Source organism: Bacillus sp. YBsi01 (assembly GCF_038406745.1).
GTDB classification, from domain to species: domain Bacteria; phylum Bacillota; class Bacilli; order Bacillales; family Bacillaceae; genus Bacillus; species Bacillus siamensis.
Genome location: NZ_CP151679.1, coordinates 2,206,758 through 2,228,737, shown reverse-complemented (window position 1 = coordinate 2,228,737; position 21,980 = coordinate 2,206,758). Strand labels below are relative to the sequence as shown.

Below are 21,980 nucleotides of genomic sequence, written 5' to 3'. Positions count from 1 at the left end.
GTTTATGAGAGAAGCAGTCATTGTGGCCGGTGCGAGAACGCCGGTCGGTAAAGCGAAAAAAGGGTCGCTTGCAGCCGTTCGTCCTGATGATTTAGGCGCGCTTTGTGTGAAAGAAACGCTGAAACGGGCAGGCGGCTATGAAGGAAACATCGATGACTTAATTATCGGATGTGCAACACCTGAAGCCGAACAAGGATTAAATATGGCGCGGAATATCGGTGCGCTGGCGGGGCTTCCTCATACGGTGCCGGCCATTACGGTGAACCGCTACTGCTCTTCCGGACTCCAATCCATCGCTTACGGTGCGGAAAAAATTATGATCGGCGCGGGCGACACTGTCATCGCCGGCGGTGCGGAATGCATGTCACAAGTTCCGATGATGGGGCATGTGACCCGCCCGAATATCGCTTTGGCGGAGCATGCGCCTGAGTATTACATGAGCATGGGGCACACAGCGGAGCAGGTCGCCGAAACGTACGGCGTATCCAGAGAAGACCAGGATGCGTTTGCCGTCCGCAGCCATCAGAATGCCGCGAAAGCCCTTAAAGAAGGGAAATTTAATGATGAAATCGTGCCGGTTGAAGTAACGCTGACAGAAGTCGGGGATGATCATAAGCCGCGGAAAAAACAATTTACCTTTTCTCAAGATGAAGGCGTGCGCCCCGGCACATCGGCTGACGTATTGGCAAAGCTCCGTCCGGCTTTTTCTAAAACGGGAACCGTGACGGCCGGGAACTCTTCACAAACGAGTGACGGCGCGGCGGCTGTCATGCTGATGGATCGCGAAAAAGCTTCGTCGCTCGGATTGGCGCCGCTAGTCAAATTCCGTTCCTTTGCCGTAGGCGGCGTTCCCCCTGAGGTCATGGGGATCGGTCCGATTGAAGCCATTCCGCGGGCGCTCAAGCTTGCCGGACTCGAATTACAGGATATCGGGCTTTTTGAATTGAATGAGGCCTTCGCTTCACAGGCCATTCAAGTCATCAGATCGCTGGGAATAGATGAAGAAAAGGTGAACGTCAATGGGGGTGCCATCGCGCTCGGACATCCGCTCGGCTGCACGGGGACGAAACTGACCTTGTCACTCATTCATGAAATGAAACGGAGAAACGAGCAATTCGGCGTGGTGACGATGTGCATCGGAGGCGGCATGGGCGCTGCCGGCGTATTTGAGCTCATTTAAACAAAGGGGGAAAACGAACATGAAACAGGAAACGGTCAACGTCAAAAAAGGCGGCAGCTTTCTGATTGAGGAGACGGGATATGATCAAATATTCACTCCGGAGGACTTTACAGACGAACATAAAATGATCGGCAAAACGACAGAAGACTATGTCGTAAACGATGTGCTTCCTTATATTGATGAAATTGAAAACCATCAGTTTGAGCATTCAGTCAGACTGCTCAGAAAAGCCGGAGACTTAGGCCTCCTCGGAGCAGACGTGCCAGAAGAGTACGGCGGCATCGGCTTGGATAAAATCAGTTCAGCCTTCATTACGGAAAAATTTTCGCGTGCCGGCAGCTTTTCGCTATCTTACGGCGCTCACGTCGGTATCGGCTCATTGCCGATCGTGTTCTTCGGAACGGAAGAACAGAAAAAAACATATTTGCCGGACTTGGCTTCAGGACAAAGAATCGCGGCATACGCCTTAACTGAGCCCGGTTCAGGTTCAGATGCCCTCGGCGCGAAAACGACGGCTGTTTTGAATGAAGCGGGCACACATTATATTCTCAACGGAGAAAAGCAATGGATTACGAACTCCGCCTTTGCAGATGTCTTTGTCGTCTACGCAAAAGTGGACGGAGATAAGTTTTCCGCATTTATCGTAGAGAAAAATTATCCGGGCGTGTCAACGGGCCCTGAAGAGAAAAAAATGGGGATTAAAGGTTCATCGACGAGAACGCTGATTTTAGATCAGGCGGAAGTGCCGAAAGAGAACCTTCTCGGCGAAATCGGAAAAGGCCATGTCATCGCCTTTAATATCCTGAATATCGGACGCTACAAGCTTGCCGTCGGCACAATCGGCGCTTCTAAACGGGTGATTGAGCTGTCTGCCGCTTACGCAAACCAGCGCCGGCAATTTAAAACACCGATTTCAAGCTTCACGCTCACTCAGGAAAAGCTTGCGACAATGTCCGCACGGCTTTACGCCATGGAGAGCTCTGTATACAGAACAGTGGGCTTATTCGAAGATAATATGAGCAGACTGACGGAAGAAGCGCAAAAAGACGGACGCGAAGTCGCAAAGTCAATCGCCGAGTACGCAATTGAATGCTCGCTCAACAAAATGTGCGGATCTGAAACGCTTGATTACATTGCCGACGAAGGCGTTCAAATTCACGGCGGTTACGGGTTTATGCAGGAATATGAAGTGGAGCGCGCCTATCGTGACTCACGAATCAACAGAATTTTTGAAGGCACAAATGAAATCAACCGCCTGATCGTAACGAGCACGTTCCTGAAAAAAGCCGTAAAAGGGCAGCTTCCGCTCTTTGAAAAAGCGAAGGCGCTCCAGGAAGAGCTCATGATGCTGATGCCTGAAGAGCCGGGCTCAGAGCCTCTTGAACAGGAAAAATACATTGTCAGACAGGCGAAAAAGATCGCCCTCTTGACAGCGGGGCTCGCGGCGCAGAAATACGGAAAAGAGATCGAAGGCGAGCAGGAAATCATGGTAAACATCGCTGATATCGTCAGCGCGGTGTACGCTTTGGAATCTGCCGTCCTCAGAACGGAAAAAGCGATTGCGGCGGACGGTGCCGAAAAAGCCGCGCAAAAGCTGTTATATACGGAAATCTTTGCCCAGGAAGCCCTTCAGAATATTGAAGCGCATGCCAAAGAATCACTGATCGCCATGGAGGAAGGAGATTCCCTCCGCATGATGCTTTCCGTGCTGCGCAAACTGACGCGCCTGACACCGAAAAATCTGATTCAGAAAAAACGTGAAGCAGCGGCCGCTGTCTTCCGTGAAGAAAAATATATCGTCTGATCACATGCTGTAAGCGCTCCTTCATCCGGAGCGCTTTTTCATGAAGCAACGTTATAGGTTTTTACAAGTGATTGTGTTAAAATAACGACGATCATTTACAAGGGGTGAAGAAGATGTCGTTGAATTTTTACTGGTACCCTAAATGCGGAACGTGCCGTAATGCGAAAAAATGGCTGGAAGACCGCGGTAAGGAAATAAACGAAATACATATTGTGGAGGAAACTCCGTCGAAAGAAGAAATTAAAGACCTCTATGAGAAGAGCGGCCTTGAGCTGAGAAAGTTTTTCAACACGAGCGGCATGAAATACCGCGAGCTGAACCTAAAGGAAAAACTGTATCACATGTCAGAGGATGAACAGCTTGATCTTCTGGCATCTGACGGTATGCTCCTGAAACGCCCGATTACGACAGACGGCGAAAAAGTCACTGTCGGCTTCAAAGAAGACCAATTCGAAAAATATTGGATGTAATGCCGCGTTCTAAGAATTATGGTATCTTCTTATTATAAGAAAAAATTGGAGGGATTTAGATGAGCACACCGAAAGATATGCGTTATTCCAAAGAGCACGAATGGGTCAAAGTTGAGGACGGAAAAGCCCGTATCGGGATTACACATTTTGCGCAAGCCGAACTTGGCGATATCGTATTTGTCGAGCTTCCGGAAGTCGGCGCTGAAATTAAAGCGGACGAGCCATTCGGCAGCGTAGAATCTGTCAAAACCGTATCCGAATTGTACGCACCGATTAACGGAACGGTGACGGAAGTGAACGAAGACCTTGATGACAGCCCTGAATTCGTAAACGAGTCTCCGTATGAAAAAGCGTGGATGATCGTCGTGGAACCGGCTGATGCTGAAGAAATCGAAAACCTCATGACTTCCGAGCAATATGAAGAAATGACACAGGAAGACTGATCGGATAGCCAAAGGGCCATTTGGACATTCTATCTGTAACGGGAGGTGTCTAATATGGCTTTTGATAAACAAAAGGTCGATGTGACGGAGAACGTCACGGGCCGCTTTCAAAACGGCCGGTTTTCCTTGTTTCATGAAAATGAAGCCATCGGCGAGATGACAGGCATGAACCAGTACGAGCTCAAACAGGGCTTTTCATTTGAGAATCAAAAATTTTATAAAACAGCCGATGTCATAAACGGCAGTGATCCGAAATATGTGGATTGCGATTATGAGAACGGCTGGTGTTAACAGTTGGCGGTGAATTTCACTGCCTTCTTTTTTAATCTGACGCTAAAACAATCGGCAGGTGATGCGCTTATGTTCAACGGAGATGAAAAGGTGATCATCGTAGAAGGAAAATCGGATAAAATCAAAGTCAGAGAAGTGCTCATCGAACCCGCGGAAATCGTCTGCACAAACGGGACGATCGGCCAAACCGAACTGGAAGATTTGGCGGACCGCCTGTTTGACAGAGACGTGTTTATATTAACGGACGCGGATGAATCCGGAGAAAAATTAAGAAAACAGCTGAAACGGGAGCTTCCCGAAGCGCGCCATATCTATATAGACAGAACATACAGGCAAGTCGAGTCGTGCCCGGGCCATCATCTCGCATCCGTGCTGATCAGAGCCGGCCTTGATGCAGACCCTGTATTTTTGAAAAAGAACGACCTGAGGTGATAATCAAAATGAAAGAACTCCAAGAAAATGAACTCGAATTGATTCAGGATGACATCTATCTCCTGTATTTGTACACCCCGTTTTGCGGCACATGCCAGTTGGCGTCCAAGATGCTTTCTGTCGTCGAAGAAATGCTGCCCGGCACCGCCTTCTATAAAAACAACGTGAATTATTCCCCCGCATTCGCCAAAGCCTATCAGATTGAGAGCGTTCCGTGCTTTTTGCTGTTTAAAGGCGGAGAGCTTGTTGAGAAAGGATACGCCTTCCGCTCCGTTTCCTATTTATATGAGCTGATTAAACAAAAAACATCGCAAACGTTCCCGATGTGACAATTTTTACAGGAAAATGTCGTGCGGTTTATAAAGGGTTCTGTCCGTTAAAAAGAGAAAGTGTATGTATGGCCATTAAAACGGGAGGTTATACGAGTGGAGAAAATAGAAGTTTTGGAGAATGACGGACAGCATCTGTTTTTGAAACCGCTATTAAACGCCTCAACGCTGCTGATTACATTCCAGGGAGAAAAAGAAGCCTTAACGGTCTCAATTAACGGACAGGGAGAAATGAGAAAAACGGCGGTTTCAAAGGAGAAATCAAATTTGACCTTTTACGGAAACCAGACGGAAATCATCCATCTCCTGCACGGTGATGTCTCTTTGCAGAAGCTCATCCAAAGCGGAAAACTCAAAGTGAAAGGATCATTCCGAGCTCTGCTGAAGCTGGAGGCCATCCTCTGGCTGACAAACGGATTTTTTCAGACGATCAGCAAACGGCCGTAAACAGCCAATCTACTATGTGACAATAGCTTCCATTATTTATTTTATTGACTTTTTATCATTCGCCGTGCTATTCTACAGTAAGAATTTCCGGACGAAAATACGATATGTTTTCTCTTATCAAGAGAGGTGGAGGGAAGTGCCCTATGAAGCCCGGCAACCATCAACGATGTTGAAATGGTGCCAATTCACTCAAAGCGGTCTGCTTTGAAAGATGAGAGAAAGGCCTTTTTCAATAAGCCTTTCTGCTCATTTTTGCAGAAAGGCTTTTCTTTTGCGTAGAAAACCGGAAGATTTCTTAGAATAGTGTAAGGCAGGTGATTGCTTTGATCCATCTTCAAAATGTTTCAAAAATTTATAAAGCGAAGCATGGGGATGTCAATGCTGTCCAAGATGTCACTCTTGATATCAAAAAGGGCGAAATATTTGGAATTATAGGATATAGCGGAGCTGGTAAAAGTTCCTTAATCCGTCTTTTGAACGGCCTTGAAAAGCCGACGTCAGGCATCGTGGAAGTTGCGGGGACGGAATTAAATAAAGTAAGCAGCCGCGGACTGAGAAAAGCGCGCCAGGAAATCAGCATGATTTTCCAGCATTTTAACCTTTTGTGGTCGCGCACCGTCCGGGAGAACATTATGTTTCCGCTGGAAATCGCCGGCGTGAAAAAAAGCGAACGGGTCCGCCGCGCCGATGAGCTGATTAAACTGGTCGGATTAGAGGGGAAAGAAAAGTCTTATCCGTCACAGCTGAGCGGCGGTCAAAAGCAGCGTGTCGGCATCGCCCGGGCGCTCGCCAATAATCCGAAAGTCCTTCTGTGCGATGAAGCAACATCAGCGCTCGACCCGCAGACGACCGATTCAATTTTGGATCTTTTATCCGATATAAATGACAGACTCGGTCTGACGATCGTGCTCATTACTCATGAAATGCACGTCATCCGAAAAATCTGCAACAGAGTCGCCGTTATGGAAAACGGGAAAGTCGTTGAAGAAGGCGAAGTGCTCCAAGTCTTCAGAAACCCGCGCGAACCGATGACCAAGCGTTTCGTTCAGCAGGTGACAGAGCCGGAGGAGACGAAAGAAACCATCCAGCATTTTCTGCAGGAAACCGCGACAGGAAAAACGATTCAGCTTTCATTTGTCGGGCAGGCCGCCGAGCAGCCCCTCATTACGGAGATGATTCGAAACTTTGATGTGGACGTCAATATTCTGCAGGGGAAAATCTCACAGACGAAGGACGGAGCCTACGGTTCTTTATTCATCCATATTGACGGTCAGGAAAAAGAAGTAGAAAACGTGATCCGGTTCATCAAAGACAAACAGGTAGAAGCAGAGGTGATCACAAATGTTTGAAAAATGGTTCCCGAACGTTGATTTAACCGAGCTGTGGACGGCCACATACGAGACCCTTTACATGACGGTCATCGCCTTAGCCTTTTCATTTGTCATCGGAGCGATTCTCGGTCTTCTGCTCTTTTTAACGGGCAAGGGAAGCTTATGGGAAAATAAAATCATTAACACCGTGATTGCGGCGGTCGTTAATATTTTCAGGTCTATTCCGTTTCTTATTTTAATTATCCTGCTTCTCGGCTTTACTAAGTTTTTGGTCAGATCGATTTTAGGGCCGAACGCGGCATTGCCCGCGCTGATTATCGGCTCCGCGCCGTTTTATGCCCGGCTTGTTGAAATCGCGCTGCGGGAAGTCAATAAAGGAGTCATCGAAGCTGCCAGATCAATGGGAGCAAAGACATCGACGATTATCTTCAAAGTGCTGATTCCTGAATCAATGCCTGCGTTAATTTCGGGCATCACCGTTACAGCCATCGCCCTGATCGGATCTACCGCCATTGCCGGCGCCATCGGTTCAGGCGGACTCGGAAACCTTGCATATGTAGAGGGGTACCAGTCCAATAATACGGATGTAACGTTTGTAGCAACTGTATTTATACTCATCATCGTCTTTATCATTCAAATCATCGGTGATGTGATTACAAATATAATAGACAAAAGATAAGGGAGGATTTACATTGAAAAAGATTGTACTAAGTGCGCTGCTGCTTGTGTTCGCGGGAGTTTTGGCCGCCTGCGGATCAAACGGCTCAAATAAAAAGGAAATCGTCGTCGCTGCGACAAAGACGCCGCACGCTGAAATCTTAAAAGAAGCGGAGCCGCTCCTGAAGGAAAAAGGCTACACATTAACAGTAAAAGTGCTGAACGATTACAAAATGTACAACAAAGCGTTAGCTGATAAAGAAGTGGATGCAAACTACTTCCAGCACGTTCCTTACCTTGAACAGGAAATGAAAGAAAATAAAGATTACAAACTCGTGAATGCCGGAGCCGTTCACCTTGAGCCATTCGGAATTTACACGAAAAAATACAAATCACTGAAAGACCTGCCTAAAGGCGCGACCATCATCATGACAAACAACGTCGCTGAACAAGGCCGGATGCTGGCGATGCTTGAAAAAGCCGGATTGATTACTCTTGATCCGAAGGTAAAAACAATTGACGCTACTACGAAAAACATTACGAAAAACCCGAAAGACCTGACATTCAAAAAAATCGCCCCTGAATTAACGGCGAAAGCATATAATGAAGAAGAAGGCGATGCAGTCTTCATTAACGTCAACTATGCGATTCAAAACAAACTGAATCCGTTAAAAGATGCGATTCAAGTGGAATCAACGAAAAACAACCCGTACGCAAACATCATCGCCGTACGCAAAGGTGACGAAAAATCAGCGAAAATCAAAGCGCTTATGGAAGTGCTTCACTCTAAGAAAATCAAAGACTTTATTGAGAAAAAATACGACGGAGCCGTGCTTCCTGTATCTGAATAAAGCAAAAACCCCGGATGGATCATCCGGGGTTTTTTTGGGTATTAATCGGAGAACTGTCCATAATAAAAAGGAAGGTTAACGATTGGAGGGAATGGCAGTGGCTCAATACCAGGATAACGGAAAAAGCGTGCATGACGCATTGAAACAATATAAAGAAGGTTTAGGCATATTCGAGCAAAAAATGCCGATGATGGGGCGGAAATTTAATGAATTTACTGAACAGTGTTTTTCAGCGGATTCATTAACTGAAAAAGAGAAACAATTAATCGCTCTGGGCATCAGCATCAGCGCTCAAGATGAATTTTGCATGATTTATCACACGAAAGGCTGTCTTGATCAGGGCGCGACAGAGGAAAACATCCTTGAGGTCATCAGCGTCGCCGCGGCATTCGGGGGAGGCGCGGCTCTCAGTCAGGGAGTAACCCTCGTGCAGCAGTGTATTCAGGAATTCGGACATACGACGCATTAGAAAGAGCAATCGTATGAATACCGTTTTTCAGATAAAGCCAGCGCCGGTTACCGGCACATTCGAAAGGATTCAGGGGCACACTCCCTTTGGCCGGAGCAGAGGATCATTGTTACAATAGAAGCAAATAGATGAAGGGATTGATTCATTATCTGCACCAGCCACGAGAGACTGGACCTTGACTATACGCCTGAAATGGAAAAAGCGATGCAGAAATCACACGGCATCGGCTACGAGGAATACGGACGGCGTCTTTCAAAAAGGATGGAAGTCGAACGGCAGAGGGAGCTTGAGTACCAAAAAAGCAAGTTCCTCGCAGCGCAGTTTAATGAGAAAATCGGTCAGTAAAAAAGGGTGGAATTCCGCCCTTTTTCTGTTTCAAACAGCTTTAACTACGTCCGGTTCTTTGATAAACTTTAGGAATGTTCCGGGTAATATAAAAAGTTGTATTTACTTTTCATTTGTTATAAAATTAGAATGAGAATAAATTGAGAATAATGATTATATATTTTTGGAGGTATAGATATGGCTGCTTCAACATTAACGATCAAGGATCTTCACGTTGAAATCGAAGGAAAAGAGATCTTAAAAGGTGTAAACCTTGAAATAAAAGGCGGCGAATTCCACGCTGTCATGGGGCCGAACGGTACCGGTAAATCAACGCTTTCTGCAGCGATTATGGGACATCCGAAATACGAAGTCACTAAAGGCAGCATCACGCTTGACGGCAAGGATGTACTGGAAATGGAAGTGGACGAGCGCGCTCAGGCGGGTCTTTTCCTTGCGATGCAGTACCCAAGTGAAATCAGCGGTGTGACGAATGCCGACTTCCTTCGCTCTGCGATTAACGCACGCCGCGAAGAAGGCGATGAAATTTCTCTTATGAAATTCATCCGCAAAATGGACGAAAACATGGAGTTCCTTGAAATGGATCCTGAAATGGCGCAGCGTTACCTGAACGAAGGTTTCTCAGGCGGAGAGAAAAAACGCAACGAAATCCTTCAGCTTATGATGATCGAGCCGAAAATCGCCATTCTTGACGAGATCGATTCAGGTCTTGATATCGATGCGCTTAAAGTTGTTTCTAAAGGAATCAACAAAATGCGCAGCGAAAACTTCGGCTGCTTAATGATCACTCACTATCAGCGCCTTCTGAACTACATCACGCCGGATGTCGTTCACGTTATGATGCAGGGACGCGTTGTGAAATCAGGCGGTGCGGAGCTTGCACAGCGCCTTGAAGCGGAAGGTTATGACTGGATTAAACAAGAACTCGGCATTGAAGACGAAACTGTAGGCCAAGAAGCGTAAGCGTTAGGGGGATTAACATGACTTTGGAAACGAAACTATCCGTAGATCAGGAATATGTCAAAGGCTTTTCCGAAAAGCATCAAGAACCTGCCTGGCTGAAAAACCTGCGCTTACAGGCTCTTGAAAAAGCTGAAGATCTGCCGCTGCCTAAGCCTGATAAAACAAAAATCACAAATTGGAACTTTACAAAGTTCAACAAGCATACAGTAGAAAACGCGCCGCTTGCTTCTTTGGAAGATTTAGCTGATGAAGCAAAAGCGCTGATCGATATTGAAAATGAAGACAAAACGTTATATGTGCAGCGTGACCAAACGCCTGCATTCCTGTCTCTCTCTAAAGAGCTGAAAGATAAAGGCGTTATTTTCACGGACATCTTAACGGCTGCCCGTGAGCACAGCGACCTCGTTGAGAAATACTTCATGAAAGACGGCGTAAAGGTCGACGAGCATAAACTGACTGCGCTTCATGCGGCATTAATGAACGGCGGGGCATTCCTTTATGTTCCTAAAAACGTTCAGGTGGAGACGCCTGTTCAGGCCGTTTACGTTCATGAAAGCAATGACACGGCATTGTTCAACCACGTGCTGATCGTCGCTGAAGACCACAGCTCCGTCACTTACGTTGAGAACTATATCAGCACAGTGAATCCGAAAGAAGCTGTATTCAACATTATCAGTGAAGTAATCACAGGTGATAATGCCAGCGTGACGTACGGTGCCGTTGACAACTTGTCAGCAGGCGTCACAACATACGTCAACCGCCGCGGAGCCGCGCGCGGACGCGACAGCAAAATCGAGTGGGCGCTCGGTCTGATGAACGACGGCGACACGATTTCTGAAAACACGACAAACCTCTACGGAGACGGCACATACGGCGATACGAAAACCGTGGTTGTCGGAAGAGGAGAACAGACGGAAAACTTTACGACGCAGATCATCCACTTCGGTAAAGCTTCCGAAGGCTATATCCTGAAGCACGGAGTCATGAAAGATGCCGCATCTTCCATCTTTAACGGCATCGGCAAAATTGAGCACGGCGCGTCTAAAGCAAACGCTGAACAGGAATCCCGCGTCCTGATGCTGAGTGAAAAAGCGCGAGGCGACGCAAACCCGATTCTTTTAATTGATGAAGACGATGTAACTGCAGGACATGCGGCATCTGTCGGCCGTGTGGACCCTATTCAGCTTTACTACCTGATGAGCCGCGGAATTGCGAAAGAAGAAGCAGAACGCTTAGTCATTTACGGATTCCTTGCTCCGGTGGTAAAAGAACTTCCGATTGAAGGAGTTAAGAAACAGCTCGTCTCCGTCATCGAAAGGAAAGTAAAATAATGAATATCACTGATATTCGTGAACAGTTCCCGATCCTTCATCAGCAAGTGAACGGACATGACCTCGTGTACCTTGACAGCGCGGCGACTTCTCAGAAGCCGCGGTCAGTCATTGAAGCAGTGGATCAGTATTACAACAAATACAACTCCAATGTTCACAGAGGCGTTCATACTCTTGGCACAAGAGCGACAGACGGCTATGAAGGAGCGCGTGAAAAAGTCCGTAAGTTTATCAATGCGAAGTCAATGGCTGAGGTCATTTTCACAAAAGGCACGACAACTTCACTGAATATGGTGGCGCTGAGCTATGCCCGCGCCAGCTTAAAACCCGGTGATGAAGTGGTCATCACCCAAATGGAGCATCATGCGAATATCATCCCGTGGCAGCAGGCTGTAAAAGCAACCGGTGCGACTTTAAAGTATATCCCGATGCAGGAAGACGGCACGCTTTCGCTGGAAGACGTCCGGCAGACGGTCACAAGCCATACGAAGATCGTGGCGGTCGCTCATGTGTCAAACGTGCTCGGTACGATCAACCCGATTAAAGAAATCGCCAAAATCGCTCATGACAACGGCGCGGTCATCGTGGTGGACGGAGCGCAGAGCACACCGCACATGAAAATCGACGTTCAGGATCTGGATTGCGACTTCTTCGCGCTTTCTTCCCATAAAATGTGCGGCCCGACGGGAATCGGCGTGCTGTACGGCAAGAAAGAACTGCTTGAGAATATGGAGCCGGCTGAATTTGGCGGCGAGATGATCGACTTTGTAGGGCTTTATGAATCAACTTGGAAAGAGCTTCCGTGGAAGTTTGAAGCAGGCACGCCGATTATTGCAGGCGCAATCGGATTGGGAGCCGCGATTGATTTTCTTGAAGAGGTCGGACTCGACGAGATTTCCCGGCATGAGCATAAGCTTGCGGCCTATGCGCTTGACCGTTTCGAACAGCTCGACGGCGTGACGGTATACGGACCGAAAGAGCGGGCGGGCCTTGTGACATTTAACCTTGATGACGTTCACCCTCATGATGTCGCGACTGTCCTTGATGCTGAGGGCATTGCGGTCAGAGCCGGCCATCACTGCGCCCAGCCGCTCATGAAATGGCTGGATGTATCTGCTACTGCGAGAGCGAGTTTTTATCTGTATAATACAGAGGAAGAGATCGATAAGCTCGCGGAAGCTCTCCAAAAGACAAAGGAGTACTTTACAAATGTCTTTTAATGCAAATTTAGATACATTATACAGACAAGTGATCATGGATCATTACAAAAATCCGCGCAACAAAGGGGTTTTGGATGACAGCATCGTCGTCGATATGAACAACCCGACTTGCGGCGACCGGATCAGACTGACAATGAAGCTTGACGGCGATACCGTTCAGGAAGCGAAGTTTGAAGGGGAAGGCTGCTCCATCTCCATGGCTTCAGCTTCCATGATGACGCAGGCGATTAAAGGAAAAGATATTGATACCGCCCTTTCCATGTCTAAGATTTTCTCAGACATGATGCAAGGGAAAGAGTATGACGACTCAATAGATCTCGGGGATATTGAAGCCCTTCAAGGTGTTTCGAAATTCCCGGCCCGGATTAAATGTGCCACCCTTTCATGGAAAGCACTTGAAAAAGGAGTCGCTGGCGAAAAAGGCGGCAATTAAAAGATTGGAGTGAAAATGGATGGCTAAAAAAATGCCTGAAATTGGTGAATACAAGTACGGTTTTCACGATAAGGACGTTTCCATTTTCCGCTCAGAGCGCGGATTGACAAAAGAAATCGTAGAAGAAATTTCACGCATGAAAGAAGAGCCTCAATGGATGCTCGATTTCCGCCTGAAATCTCTTGAGCATTTCTACAACATGCCGATGCCGCAGTGGGGCGGGGATTTAAACTCTTTAAACTTTGACGAAATTACGTACTACGTAAAACCGTCTGAGCGTTCAGAGCGTTCTTGGGATGAAGTGCCTGAGGAAATTAAACAGACATTCGACAAACTCGGTATTCCTGAAGCTGAGCAAAAATACCTTGCCGGTGTTTCTGCACAGTACGAATCTGAGGTTGTGTACCACAACATGAAAGAAGACCTTGAAGCGCAAGGCATCGTCTTCAAAGACACAGACAGCGCGCTGAAAGAAAATGAAGACATTTTCCGCGAGCACTGGGCGAAAGTCATTCCGCCGACTGATAACAAGTTTGCGGCGCTGAACTCAGCTGTTTGGTCCGGCGGATCTTTCATCTACGTGCCTAAAGGCGTGAAGGTTGAAACACCGCTTCAAGCGTACTTCCGTATCAACTCTGAAAACATGGGCCAGTTCGAACGCACACTGATCATCGTTGACGAAGAAGCAAGCGTTCATTACGTAGAGGGCTGTACGGCTCCTGTGTACACAACAAACTCACTTCACAGCGCGGTTGTTGAAATCATCGTCAAAAAAGGCGGCTACTGCCGTTATACAACAATTCAAAACTGGGCGAACAACGTTTACAACCTTGTAACGAAACGTACGGTTTGTGAAGAAAACGCAACAATGGAATGGGTTGACGGAAACATCGGTTCTAAATTGACGATGAAATATCCGGCTGTCATTCTGAAAGGTGAAGGCGCGCGCGGCATGACGCTTTCTATCGCTCTTGCGGGCAAAGGACAGCATCAGGACGCAGGTGCGAAAATGATTCACCTTGCACCGAATACGTCATCCACAATCGTATCAAAATCGATTTCAAAGCAAGGCGGAAAAGTAACGTACCGCGGAATCGTCCACTTCGGACGGAAAGCGGACGGCGCCCGTTCTAACATCGAGTGCGATACGCTCATTATGGATAACAAATCAACTTCTGATACAATCCCTTACAATGAAATTCTGAACGACAACATTTCATTGGAGCACGAAGCGAAAGTATCAAAAGTTTCTGAAGAACAGCTTTTCTACTTGATGAGCCGCGGTATTTCTGAAGAAGAAGCAACAGAAATGATCGTTATGGGCTTCATCGAGCCGTTCACAAAAGAACTTCCGATGGAATACGCAGTTGAAATGAACCGTTTGATCAAGTTCGAGATGGAAGGTTCTATCGGTTAATAGTAAAACCCCGCCATGCGCGGGGTTTTTTTGTTTTATTGAATAGTGAAATTTCCGTATTCACTTGACTGGACATGAATCGGCCCGTTTAAATTGTAGTTCTTCTCTTTGACAATATCACGGAAAACGTCGACACGGGCAACCGATACTATCCATTCATCCTGGGTGTCCTCATCTGACGGATTCATCAGATCGTCATAGCGCACATCCAAAAATTTATTTAACCATTTCTTCTCGTCCGTTCCGTCTTTCGGTGACCCGCCCATTTTTTTGTTCGTGCGTTTAATCAGGGCATAAAAGGAGTCTGGATCATCGCCGTCGCCATGCTGAATCACCGTATCGTACATCACCGCTTTTGCCAATGCCGTTTTCAGTCCGGCTTGCTCTGAACGTTTCATCGCCGGCTGATAATACAAGCTGTCATTTACCTTATCCTGGGCAGCGCGGAAGGCCTTATCATTGCCAAGTGAGCGCCAGGCAGCAGCGAATCCTTTCAGATTGCTGATGTCATCACTTTCGTCCTTTGCAAGACGCCGTAATTCAGGCAAATACTTTTTCAATTTGTTATTCGGCACCGCTTTCGTGTATACTTCGACTACTTCCAGCGCATCTCCGGTAGCCGTCGTAAAGCCGGCCCGGCCGCAGGTGTAACCTCTTCCGTCATCCAATGCTTCAACATAGCCGTATTGGATTTCCGTCTTGCCGTTTTCAAAGATGCTGGTCAGCTGTTCCGCCCGTCGCTTCTGATCCTTATTCAGCCCGGCCGCAAAAACCGTACCGCTCATCATCAGGGTAAAAAACATAGTGAAAATAAGAGATGAAACCGCCGTCTTCTTCCAAAAACCTGCTTTTTTCTTCAAACTGATTTTCATTGTCATACCCCTTTCATATGTAAGTTACGCACTCAGTATACATGAGGGGGTTGTTTTTTTGTTGAAAACACACGAATTTGTCAATATTTTGAATCATAAGCCCTATCCGGCGCTTCATAAAAAGAACCCATCTTCATCAGACAGACAATCCCGTTCTCGCATCATTCTCATCTGTCACATAGCCAACGCGGTGAAACCCGCATTGTACAGCCTGCTGAAAAAAAGCTTCGAGCATGTCCGGATCTTTGCAATATAACGTTACATACGAGCAATCCGCGATGAGAAGCACAAGTTCACAGGAACTCTCCACATACTCCTCGTACGTATTGATTTCCGTTACCATCCCGCTCGGGAAAGCTTTCAATTCAGCAAAAATCATATAATAAGGGTTTCCTTCCAGACGCTGACGGAGTTCTTGACCCTCAATGATGCGCTGATTTTGCGGAAACAGGTCTGTATCGGTGTCTTTTTTGAACTCAGTATACGCCTCTCCATCACCGATAAACCACGTATAGGAAGAGATGGGGAATGGTTTTAATATATCTGCCGCAAACCGTCCGAATTGATTTGGGATGTCAAAGGTAATGCCGCGTTTTATAATAAAATAAGGAATTCGAATAATTGGTGTCTGACTATTTCGAAATTAATTCAATAAGATCTTTATTTTATTACTGTAAAATTGTTATAATAATAGCTAATATATTTCTAATTTGGAGGACTATTGTTATGAAGGGGAAAAAGATCATCATTTGTTTATTGGCTATCTGTATTATTTTCATAGTTGGCTTTTTTTTTATTAAGAATAATGGAACTTCTGATTCAGTGAAAAAATTTAATACTGAACAGGAAGCTTTACAGTATGCTAAACAAGAATCACCTTATATCACTGATTTTATAGATGAAACAAAGGAAATCGACAATGAAAAAGTTGTGATATACAAATTTGAAAAAAATAAACAAATGGGTATAGGAACAGGAACATTGGTATGGAAAGATAAAAAAGTGACATGGGTAAAGAACGGGAATGATATAGTACTTAATAGCAAGAATAATACTAAAACTGATATTTCAGGTGATGTAAAGTCGTATTCAGGTAAAAAGTATAAATTATATGCTGGAGTTAACAAAACAAAAAAACTAAAAATTGAAACTCAGACAGATAATAATGTAATCCCTCATGTGGATAAGAAATCTGGAATATACTATTTGTTAATTCCTAGTATAAATTAATCACATCCAGTTTACAAAACTCTCCTACTTTGGTAATATTTTAATGTGTCGTAAAAATAAGGAGGGTGTATATGAAAAAGAAAGTTGCGTTTTTAATTACCTTTTCCGTGGTATGTTTGATGATTTTTGGAAATCCTACGAAAGGATTTGCAGCCGAGCAAGATACTATTAATCTATCTGATTCAAATGTTGAAAAATTTTATGATGAGGAACAAGATGCAGTAATTGCACCATTCAAAGCGACAGAAAATGGGCTTGTACCTGTTTCAAAAGATGAATATGAAAAAACGACTGAAATAAAAGAAAACGAAGATTTAGAGAATGAGTTTGTTGTTTCTGAGGAAAGTAATGACGAACCAGAATTTAAGCCCTATGCTGACGTTGATATCAGAAGTTGGTTTTATACAGAAAAATCATCCACTAAATATTATGGAGACCCTATTAAAGTATCAGCCTCAATTAAGTGTACTGCATCATCTTGTAGAGTAGATAAACAATGGCAGGCGAATATTTCCAAGTCATACAGTGTTAATGCCTCATCAGAAATTAGGGCTATAAACTATGGAGCTAGTTTTAATTTTACGTCAGCAAAATCTAGTTCTAGTACATATTCATTCACAATAAAAAAAGGTCAATCAGGATATATTGCTTTTAAGCCTTACAAAAGAAAGTCAACGGGTACTTTAACGCAGTATTCTACAATGTACGGTAAAATGAGTAGTAAATCAGCCTATGGAAGATCAGCAATTAAGTTGCGGACTGGAGAAGCTGATGGATACTACACTTTCGTTTTTACTAAAAAATAGCACAATAGATCAGTTTATATAGAGGAAGGATAATAACGTTAATTCCTTTATCCTCACAAAAATTTTATTACTAAAGGGACGGGGCTTGATACTTAGCCGCGTTCTTTTATGTTTTTGATATCTTAGCTTACTATACATCTTTAATGATAATCTCGTTACCAGTGAACATCATATTATTACTATTATCGTTCATTTGTTACAATAGAGCCAAAACAGAGTTATGTTCCTCTGTTTTTAATCATGGTTTCATTAGCAGGTATCTCTTGCTTGATAGGAGTTTAGCCATTACTTTTCTCTATCTTGTCTCTTATGTTTTTGATCTGTATATATGTTGACTATGACTTTTGAATTGATACTGGCCACTGTTTTGAAAGCTTGCGATTGTCGTTTTAGGGTCTGTGTTCCTTCACATCCATGATGATTTACTTTTATGACATGACCTTTTCTCTATTGATAGAGATGGGATCTTTGATAGAAGAGCGAAGAGATTGGTCGATCCTTCCTCTTATTCATATGGGGGCAAAAGGTCGAAGCAAAGCGCTCCATTTGTTAAAATAAATAAGACAAAACAGATAGAAAAGGTGTTACACATGAAGTCTTATATCATTATCGGGGCAGGCATTCTCGGTGCGTCAGCGGCTTATCATCTCGCAAAGACCGGTGCGGATGTAACGGTCTTTGACCGGAAACACAAGGGGCAGGCGACTGACGCTGCGGCGGGGATCGTCTGCCCGTGGCTGTCGCAGCGCCGCAATCAGGCATGGTATGCGATCGCAAAAGGCGGAGCCCGTTATTATAACCAATTGATACAGCAGCTTGAAGCCGACGGAGAAACGGACACCGGTTATCAAAAGGTCGGTGCCGTCAGTCTCCATACGGATGAAAAAAAGCTCAGCCAAATGGAGGAAAGAGCTTATAAAAGAAGAGAGGACGCTCCTGAAATCGGTGACATTACAAGACTGACTCCGGAAGAAACGAAGGCATTGTTTCCTGCGCTGTCGGAGGAATACGGAGCGGTTCATATCAGCGGTGCGGCCCGGGTGAACGGGAGGGCGCTTCGTAAGGCGCTGTTAAACGCTGCCGTTAAGCACGGCGCGGCTGTTTACAAGGAAGAGGCGTCAATATTGACAGAGGACGGTGCCGTCATCGGTGTGAAAACCGCAGAACGCAGGCTTTTGGCCGATCAGGTTCTCGTAACGGCCGGCGCTTGGGCGAGAGAGCTGCTTGAGCCGCTCGGCATCCGCTTTTCAGTATCGTACCAAAAGGCGCAGATCGTTCATTTAGAACTTCAGGATGAGGATACGGGCGGCTGGCCGGTCGTCATGCCTCCAAATGATCAATACATTCTCGCGTTTGCAAACGGCCGGATTGTAGCGGGCGCGACTCATGAAAACGATACCGGCATGGATTTGCGGGTGACGGCCGGCGGTCTCCGCGAGATTTTTGATAAAGCATTAACCGTGGCGCCGGGGCTTTCAGACAGTACTTTGATGGAGACAAGAGTCGGATTCCGGCCGTTTACTCCCGGTTTTCTTCCCGTCATCGGCAGACTGCCGAATATCAGCGGACTTCTCGTTGCCAACGGGCTGGGCGCCTCAGGGCTGACGAGCGGGCCGTATCTGGGGGCTGAACTGGCGAAACTCGCGCTCGGTCAGCAGACAGAAATTGATTTGAGCCTTTATGATCCGGCCGGGGCGCTTGAATAAAAAATAGCTTTTGGCGCATTCTTATGATAGGATGGAGCTTTAATGAATAAGAGGACGTGACCCATTTTGATAAAAATAAACCTTCCTGCTCCTGATGTAACGATTACGGAACGGCAGCAGTCACAGTCGGAAAATGAACCGGCGATTAAAGCGATTTACGGTTTCATTGATTTTCACCGAATTCCAAGAGACAAAGGCGGCATCTTTATGTTTTATAACATTCATGATGAACTGCTGTTTGTCGGGAAAGCCCGTAAATTAAGACAAAGAATCAAAAAGCATTTTGAAGACAATGTGTCGCCTGTTAAACATCACAGGGACGAAGTGTATAAAATTGAAGTATGTGTCGTCAATGATCCGATGGAAAGGGAGATTTACGAAACGTACGCGATCAATACCCTTCAGTCAAAATACAACATTGAGAAAGTATTTTATAAATAAGGAAAACCGGAGCCCTTCAGGCTCCGGTTTTATTGTTGTTACAGTGCCAGCCACAGCACCGCTATATGGACGATCAGCAGAAAGTATACGACGAGGAATAACTGGACGATCCGTTTTCTGAATAACATACAGACAACCATAAGCACGGGTAAAATCAGAACGCCGGCCGTTTTATTGATAGCTGTATTCGGACGGTTCGACACGTCATAGTGAATGGCCATATCAGCAGGAAGCAACGGATAAAACACAATCGAAAGAATAAAGGCGAGAGCCACCGCTCCCCACAGCACCTTATCATTCATCAAAAACATATGAACACTCCTTTTTTACATATAATAGTATATTAGTACGAAAAATCTAATTTATCAATATTTTACCTGTTGAATGGTGTATAATCATGTCAATGAAATTTCCAAACAATAGGAGGGTTTCGATTGACTGACAAGAAGCAAACCGGCATGTTTTCATTCTTTCTTTTTATCATGGCCGCCTGGATCATCGTTTTGTTTTTAACCGTTATCGCGGCACTGCCAAGCTCCGCCATCCAATTAACCAAACATCAATCCAAAACCGTTTCTATGATTTATCCGCAAAGCTGGGGGTTTTTCAGTAAAGATCCGAGAGAAGACAGCCTGAACATCTATCTTCTTGATGCCGGGGAGGAGCTCAGATGGCCGAATAATTCTCTGAAAAACGTGATCGGCTTAAACCGCTACGGACGGACGCAAGGGATAGAGCTCGGCCTTATGCTGGAAAAGCTGCCTTCCAAAGAAAAGTGGAACGACTTCACGACCGGCCAGGACTTTAAGGATACCACATTTTTGAAGGTGAAAAATGAGTCTCCCTCCCCAAGGCTGAAAGGAAAAATGATCATTACATATGAACGCATTACCCCATGGGCATGGAGCAGCCATACTGAAACGAAACGAACCATCAAAAAATACATCGGAGTGGATGTCAATTGATTCAGGATGCAAAAAAGCAGCTCACCTTATGGATGATGAAGAATCCGCCTTGGACAAATGTGTACGGGCTTGCCAGAAGTTTAATCGCGCTCGGCACGCTTCTGACATTGCTGTTCAATCCGGCGTCTGTCTTCTTTAAAACGCAAAATCAAATGCTCAGCTTTTCCGATACGTTCAGCCTGTTCTTGCTGTTTCCCGAATTCCGTTACATTGAGGTCGTCAAAGCCGTTTGTATCTGTATTTTAATTCTGGTTGTCATTGGCTGGCGGCCCCGCCTAACCGGTTTTTTTCACTGGTGGATTTCATACAGCTTCCAAAACTCCGCCGTTACCCTTGATGGGGGAGATCAGGTGGCTGCCGTCTTTACGCTGCTGCTGCTGCCCTTGACATTAACTGATCCGCGGAAGTGGCACTGGTCTCCGTACGAAGCGTCTTTTGAGAAAAGGCCGCTTGAGCCTTATTACCGTTCCTTATGCTGGGCGACACTGACAATCATCAGAATACAGGTCGCGATGCTGTACTTTAACTCCGTCATTGCCAAACTGATGGAAGAAGAGTGGCAGAATGGCACCGCCGTTTATTACTATTTGAACGATCCGATGCTGGGGCTGCCGGATGCGCTTCACAGTCTGTTTGACTTTATCTTGCAGTCAAAGCTTGTCATCATCCCGACTTGGGGCACGCTCATTGTGCAAACCATTATGTTCTGCGCTTTGTTCGCTCCGAAAAAATATTGGCGCCTGATCTTGTTTATATCCATTTTTATGCATGAAATTTTTGCTGTCATGCTTGGGCTTACCTCATTTTCCATTACAGTGTCTGGTATTTTGGTCCTGTTTTTGGTGCCGGCAGAGAAAACAGTAGCTTTGAACCATTACAATTCCTATTTTATTAGTTACAATTTTCTCAATAAAAGGAAAAGGAGGAAATTATATGGTTAAAAGTAAAAGGTCAGCTGCCGCCATGCTGCTGGTGTTTGTTTTAATGGTCGCATTAGTCGGCCCGCATGCCACAGCGAAAACGAAGCCAGCCGTCTCTTATTCGGGTGAAGACATTTTTTCCGGCATCTTTTTTGGACAAGGTGAGGTCGCAAAGCTTCTTCCCGAGGTATGGGATACCAAAGCTGTCAAAAAGATTAATCAGGACGAATTAAAGCAAGTTTCCGATCAGGTGATCGCTGATATTAAAAAGTCATCGCCGGATTATTTTAAAAAGTTAAAAGCCGCGGTCTACAGCGGCGATTATGAGAAAGTGAACAGCGTCATTGATCAAGGTTCGCAGATTATGGCGAAAGTGCTGAAAGAAGAATTTGACAAAAAAAGCATGGACAAAGGAAAATCAACGGCCATCGGCCAATGCGCAACGGCAGTTTGGGTGTTTTTAAACGCGGCAGCCGCCATTGAGACGATCGCTCTTGCGGTAGCGGCCATCATTTTGACCGTAGCAAGCGTTGACGAAGATTCCGACTTAGGCAAAGAGCAGCTCATCGCTAATGTCGTGGACCGCATTAATGCGCAGCACTGAAGCTGAAGAAAGAAACGCTAAGG

28 protein-coding genes and 1 riboswitch are annotated in these 21,980 nt (G+C 45.6%); of the genes, 25 read left to right on the top strand and 3 right to left on the bottom strand.

Annotated features, from left to right (window positions below; all coding sequences use genetic code 11):
* Nucleotides 1-4: 4 nt before the first annotated feature.
* The 18 genes from AADZ70_RS11120 to sufB all read left to right on the top strand — a co-directional run bounded on the left by AADZ70_RS11120 (nucleotide 5) and on the right by sufB (nucleotide 14,413).
* Nucleotides 5-1,180 carry an acetyl-CoA C-acetyltransferase gene (locus tag AADZ70_RS11120; RefSeq protein WP_016938000.1) on the top strand — a complete coding sequence of 392 codons (1,176 nt, stop codon included), beginning with the start codon at nucleotides 5-7 and terminating at the stop codon, nucleotides 1,178-1,180.
* 19 nt (nucleotides 1,181-1,199) lie between these two features.
* Nucleotides 1,200-2,984 carry an acyl-CoA dehydrogenase family protein gene (locus tag AADZ70_RS11115; RefSeq protein WP_045926008.1) on the top strand — a complete coding sequence of 595 codons (1,785 nt, stop codon included), beginning with the start codon at nucleotides 1,200-1,202 and terminating at the stop codon, nucleotides 2,982-2,984.
* Nucleotides 2,985-3,097: 113 nt separating this feature from the next.
* Nucleotides 3,098-3,454, top strand: coding sequence for an arsenate reductase family protein (locus AADZ70_RS11110; protein ID WP_049627325.1), 357 nt, complete (start codon nucleotides 3,098-3,100; stop codon nucleotides 3,452-3,454).
* A 59-nt stretch (nucleotides 3,455-3,513) separates the two neighbouring features.
* The gene (gcvH, locus tag AADZ70_RS11105) at nucleotides 3,514-3,897 is read left to right on the top strand and encodes a glycine cleavage system protein GcvH (protein WP_342007043.1); all 384 of its coding nucleotides are present in this window, start codon (nucleotides 3,514-3,516) and stop codon (nucleotides 3,895-3,897) included.
* Between the two features lie 54 nt (nucleotides 3,898-3,951).
* Nucleotides 3,952-4,188 (top strand): YusG family protein, encoded by a 237-nt coding sequence (locus AADZ70_RS11100; RefSeq protein WP_016938003.1) that lies wholly within the window; start codon nucleotides 3,952-3,954, stop codon nucleotides 4,186-4,188.
* A gap of 69 nt (nucleotides 4,189-4,257) precedes the next feature.
* A complete protein-coding gene (locus tag AADZ70_RS11095; protein WP_095241367.1) occupies nucleotides 4,258-4,620 on the top strand; it encodes a toprim domain-containing protein in 363 nt (120 codons plus the stop codon).
* Nucleotides 4,621-4,628: 8 nt separating this feature from the next.
* Entirely contained in the window at nucleotides 4,629-4,949 is a 321-nt protein-coding gene (locus tag AADZ70_RS11090; protein WP_342007042.1) for a thioredoxin family protein, read from the top strand.
* Nucleotides 4,950-5,045: 96 nt separating this feature from the next.
* Nucleotides 5,046-5,396, top strand: a complete 351-nt coding sequence (locus tag AADZ70_RS11085) for an SCP2 sterol-binding domain-containing protein (RefSeq protein WP_016938006.1) — start codon at nucleotides 5,046-5,048, stop codon at nucleotides 5,394-5,396.
* 111 nt (nucleotides 5,397-5,507) lie between these two features.
* Nucleotides 5,508-5,614, top strand: a riboswitch (SAM riboswitch).
* A 105-nt stretch (nucleotides 5,615-5,719) separates the two neighbouring features.
* Nucleotides 5,720-6,745 (top strand): methionine ABC transporter ATP-binding protein MetN, encoded by a 1,026-nt coding sequence (gene metN, locus AADZ70_RS11080; protein WP_016938008.1) that lies wholly within the window; start codon nucleotides 5,720-5,722, stop codon nucleotides 6,743-6,745.
* On the top strand, nucleotides 6,738-7,406 hold the full coding sequence (locus tag AADZ70_RS11075) for a methionine ABC transporter permease (protein WP_047477629.1): 669 nt from the start codon (nucleotides 6,738-6,740) through the stop codon (nucleotides 7,404-7,406). Before metN ends, AADZ70_RS11075 begins: the two co-directional genes overlap by 8 nt.
* Before the next feature lie 13 nt (nucleotides 7,407-7,419).
* Complete coding sequence (metQ, locus tag AADZ70_RS11070) at nucleotides 7,420-8,235, top strand: methionine ABC transporter substrate-binding lipoprotein MetQ (RefSeq protein WP_064778645.1); 816 nt, start codon at nucleotides 7,420-7,422, stop codon at nucleotides 8,233-8,235.
* 82 nt (nucleotides 8,236-8,317) lie between these two features.
* Nucleotides 8,318-8,704 (top strand): carboxymuconolactone decarboxylase family protein, encoded by a 387-nt coding sequence (locus AADZ70_RS11065; RefSeq protein WP_015387747.1) that lies wholly within the window; start codon nucleotides 8,318-8,320, stop codon nucleotides 8,702-8,704.
* A 192-nt stretch (nucleotides 8,705-8,896) separates the two neighbouring features.
* Nucleotides 8,897-9,049, top strand: coding sequence for a hypothetical protein (locus AADZ70_RS11060; protein WP_016938011.1), 153 nt, complete (start codon nucleotides 8,897-8,899; stop codon nucleotides 9,047-9,049).
* 177 nt (nucleotides 9,050-9,226) lie between these two features.
* A complete protein-coding gene (gene sufC / locus AADZ70_RS11055; RefSeq protein WP_003151872.1) occupies nucleotides 9,227-10,012 on the top strand; it encodes a Fe-S cluster assembly ATPase SufC in 786 nt (261 codons plus the stop codon).
* A 17-nt stretch (nucleotides 10,013-10,029) separates the two neighbouring features.
* On the top strand, nucleotides 10,030-11,343 hold the full coding sequence (gene sufD, locus AADZ70_RS11050; RefSeq protein WP_016938012.1) for a Fe-S cluster assembly protein SufD: 1,314 nt from the start codon (nucleotides 10,030-10,032) through the stop codon (nucleotides 11,341-11,343).
* Nucleotides 11,343-12,563 carry a cysteine desulfurase SufS gene (gene sufS / locus AADZ70_RS11045; protein WP_342007041.1) on the top strand — a complete coding sequence of 407 codons (1,221 nt, stop codon included), beginning with the start codon at nucleotides 11,343-11,345 and terminating at the stop codon, nucleotides 12,561-12,563. The genes sufD and sufS overlap by 1 nt, the downstream gene beginning before the upstream one ends.
* A complete protein-coding gene (gene sufU / locus AADZ70_RS11040) occupies nucleotides 12,553-12,996 on the top strand; it encodes a Fe-S cluster assembly sulfur transfer protein SufU (RefSeq protein ID WP_003151877.1) in 444 nt (147 codons plus the stop codon). The genes sufS and sufU overlap by 11 nt, the downstream gene beginning before the upstream one ends.
* Nucleotides 12,997-13,015: 19 nt before the next feature.
* Nucleotides 13,016-14,413 (top strand): Fe-S cluster assembly protein SufB, encoded by a 1,398-nt coding sequence (gene sufB, locus AADZ70_RS11035; RefSeq protein WP_003151878.1) that lies wholly within the window; start codon nucleotides 13,016-13,018, stop codon nucleotides 14,411-14,413.
* Nucleotides 14,414-14,448: 35 nt separating this feature from the next.
* Here the strand turns inward: sufB and csn are convergent, their stop codons facing one another.
* Together csn and AADZ70_RS11025 are read right to left on the bottom strand one after the other, a co-directional pair.
* Nucleotides 14,449-15,285 (bottom strand): chitosanase, encoded by an 837-nt coding sequence (csn, locus tag AADZ70_RS11030; protein ID WP_342007040.1) that lies wholly within the window; start codon nucleotides 15,283-15,285, stop codon nucleotides 14,449-14,451.
* A 136-nt stretch (nucleotides 15,286-15,421) separates the two neighbouring features.
* Nucleotides 15,422-15,883: a DUF2691 family protein gene (locus tag AADZ70_RS11025; RefSeq protein ID WP_342008058.1), complete on the bottom strand. Its 462-nt coding sequence runs from the start codon at nucleotides 15,881-15,883 to the stop codon at nucleotides 15,422-15,424.
* Nucleotides 15,884-16,011: 128 nt separating this feature from the next.
* Between AADZ70_RS11025 and AADZ70_RS11020 the strand changes: the two genes are divergently transcribed.
* From AADZ70_RS11020 to AADZ70_RS11005, 4 genes are all read left to right on the top strand, one after another.
* Nucleotides 16,012-16,515 carry a hypothetical protein gene (locus AADZ70_RS11020; RefSeq protein ID WP_342007039.1) on the top strand — a complete coding sequence of 168 codons (504 nt, stop codon included), beginning with the start codon at nucleotides 16,012-16,014 and terminating at the stop codon, nucleotides 16,513-16,515.
* 71 nt (nucleotides 16,516-16,586) lie between these two features.
* On the top strand, nucleotides 16,587-17,321 hold the full coding sequence (locus tag AADZ70_RS11015) for a hypothetical protein (RefSeq protein WP_342007038.1): 735 nt from the start codon (nucleotides 16,587-16,589) through the stop codon (nucleotides 17,319-17,321).
* Between the two features lie 590 nt (nucleotides 17,322-17,911).
* A complete protein-coding gene (locus AADZ70_RS11010) occupies nucleotides 17,912-19,027 on the top strand; it encodes an FAD-binding oxidoreductase (protein WP_342007037.1) in 1,116 nt (371 codons plus the stop codon).
* A 66-nt stretch (nucleotides 19,028-19,093) separates the two neighbouring features.
* Complete coding sequence (locus AADZ70_RS11005; RefSeq protein WP_016938018.1) at nucleotides 19,094-19,468, top strand: nucleotide excision repair endonuclease; 375 nt, start codon at nucleotides 19,094-19,096, stop codon at nucleotides 19,466-19,468.
* A gap of 38 nt (nucleotides 19,469-19,506) precedes the next feature.
* Here the strand turns inward: AADZ70_RS11005 and AADZ70_RS11000 are convergent, their stop codons facing one another.
* Nucleotides 19,507-19,779, bottom strand: coding sequence for a DUF1648 domain-containing protein (locus AADZ70_RS11000; protein WP_060964347.1), 273 nt, complete (start codon nucleotides 19,777-19,779; stop codon nucleotides 19,507-19,509).
* Nucleotides 19,780-19,902: 123 nt separating this feature from the next.
* On the opposite strand from AADZ70_RS11000, the gene AADZ70_RS10995 reads away from it, so the two are divergent.
* The 3 genes from AADZ70_RS10995 to AADZ70_RS10985 are packed head-to-tail and all read left to right on the top strand — an operon-like array spanning nucleotide 19,903 to nucleotide 21,957.
* On the top strand, nucleotides 19,903-20,433 hold the full coding sequence (locus AADZ70_RS10995; RefSeq protein ID WP_049627319.1) for an SdpA family antimicrobial peptide system protein: 531 nt from the start codon (nucleotides 19,903-19,905) through the stop codon (nucleotides 20,431-20,433).
* A complete protein-coding gene (locus AADZ70_RS10990; protein ID WP_342007036.1) occupies nucleotides 20,430-21,374 on the top strand; it encodes a sporulation-delaying protein SdpB family protein in 945 nt (314 codons plus the stop codon). Before AADZ70_RS10995 ends, AADZ70_RS10990 begins: the two co-directional genes overlap by 4 nt.
* Nucleotides 21,367-21,957: a sporulation delaying protein family toxin gene (locus AADZ70_RS10985; protein ID WP_064778650.1), complete on the top strand. Its 591-nt coding sequence runs from the start codon at nucleotides 21,367-21,369 to the stop codon at nucleotides 21,955-21,957. The genes AADZ70_RS10990 and AADZ70_RS10985 overlap by 8 nt, the downstream gene beginning before the upstream one ends.
* Nucleotides 21,958-21,980: the final 23 nt, after the last annotated feature.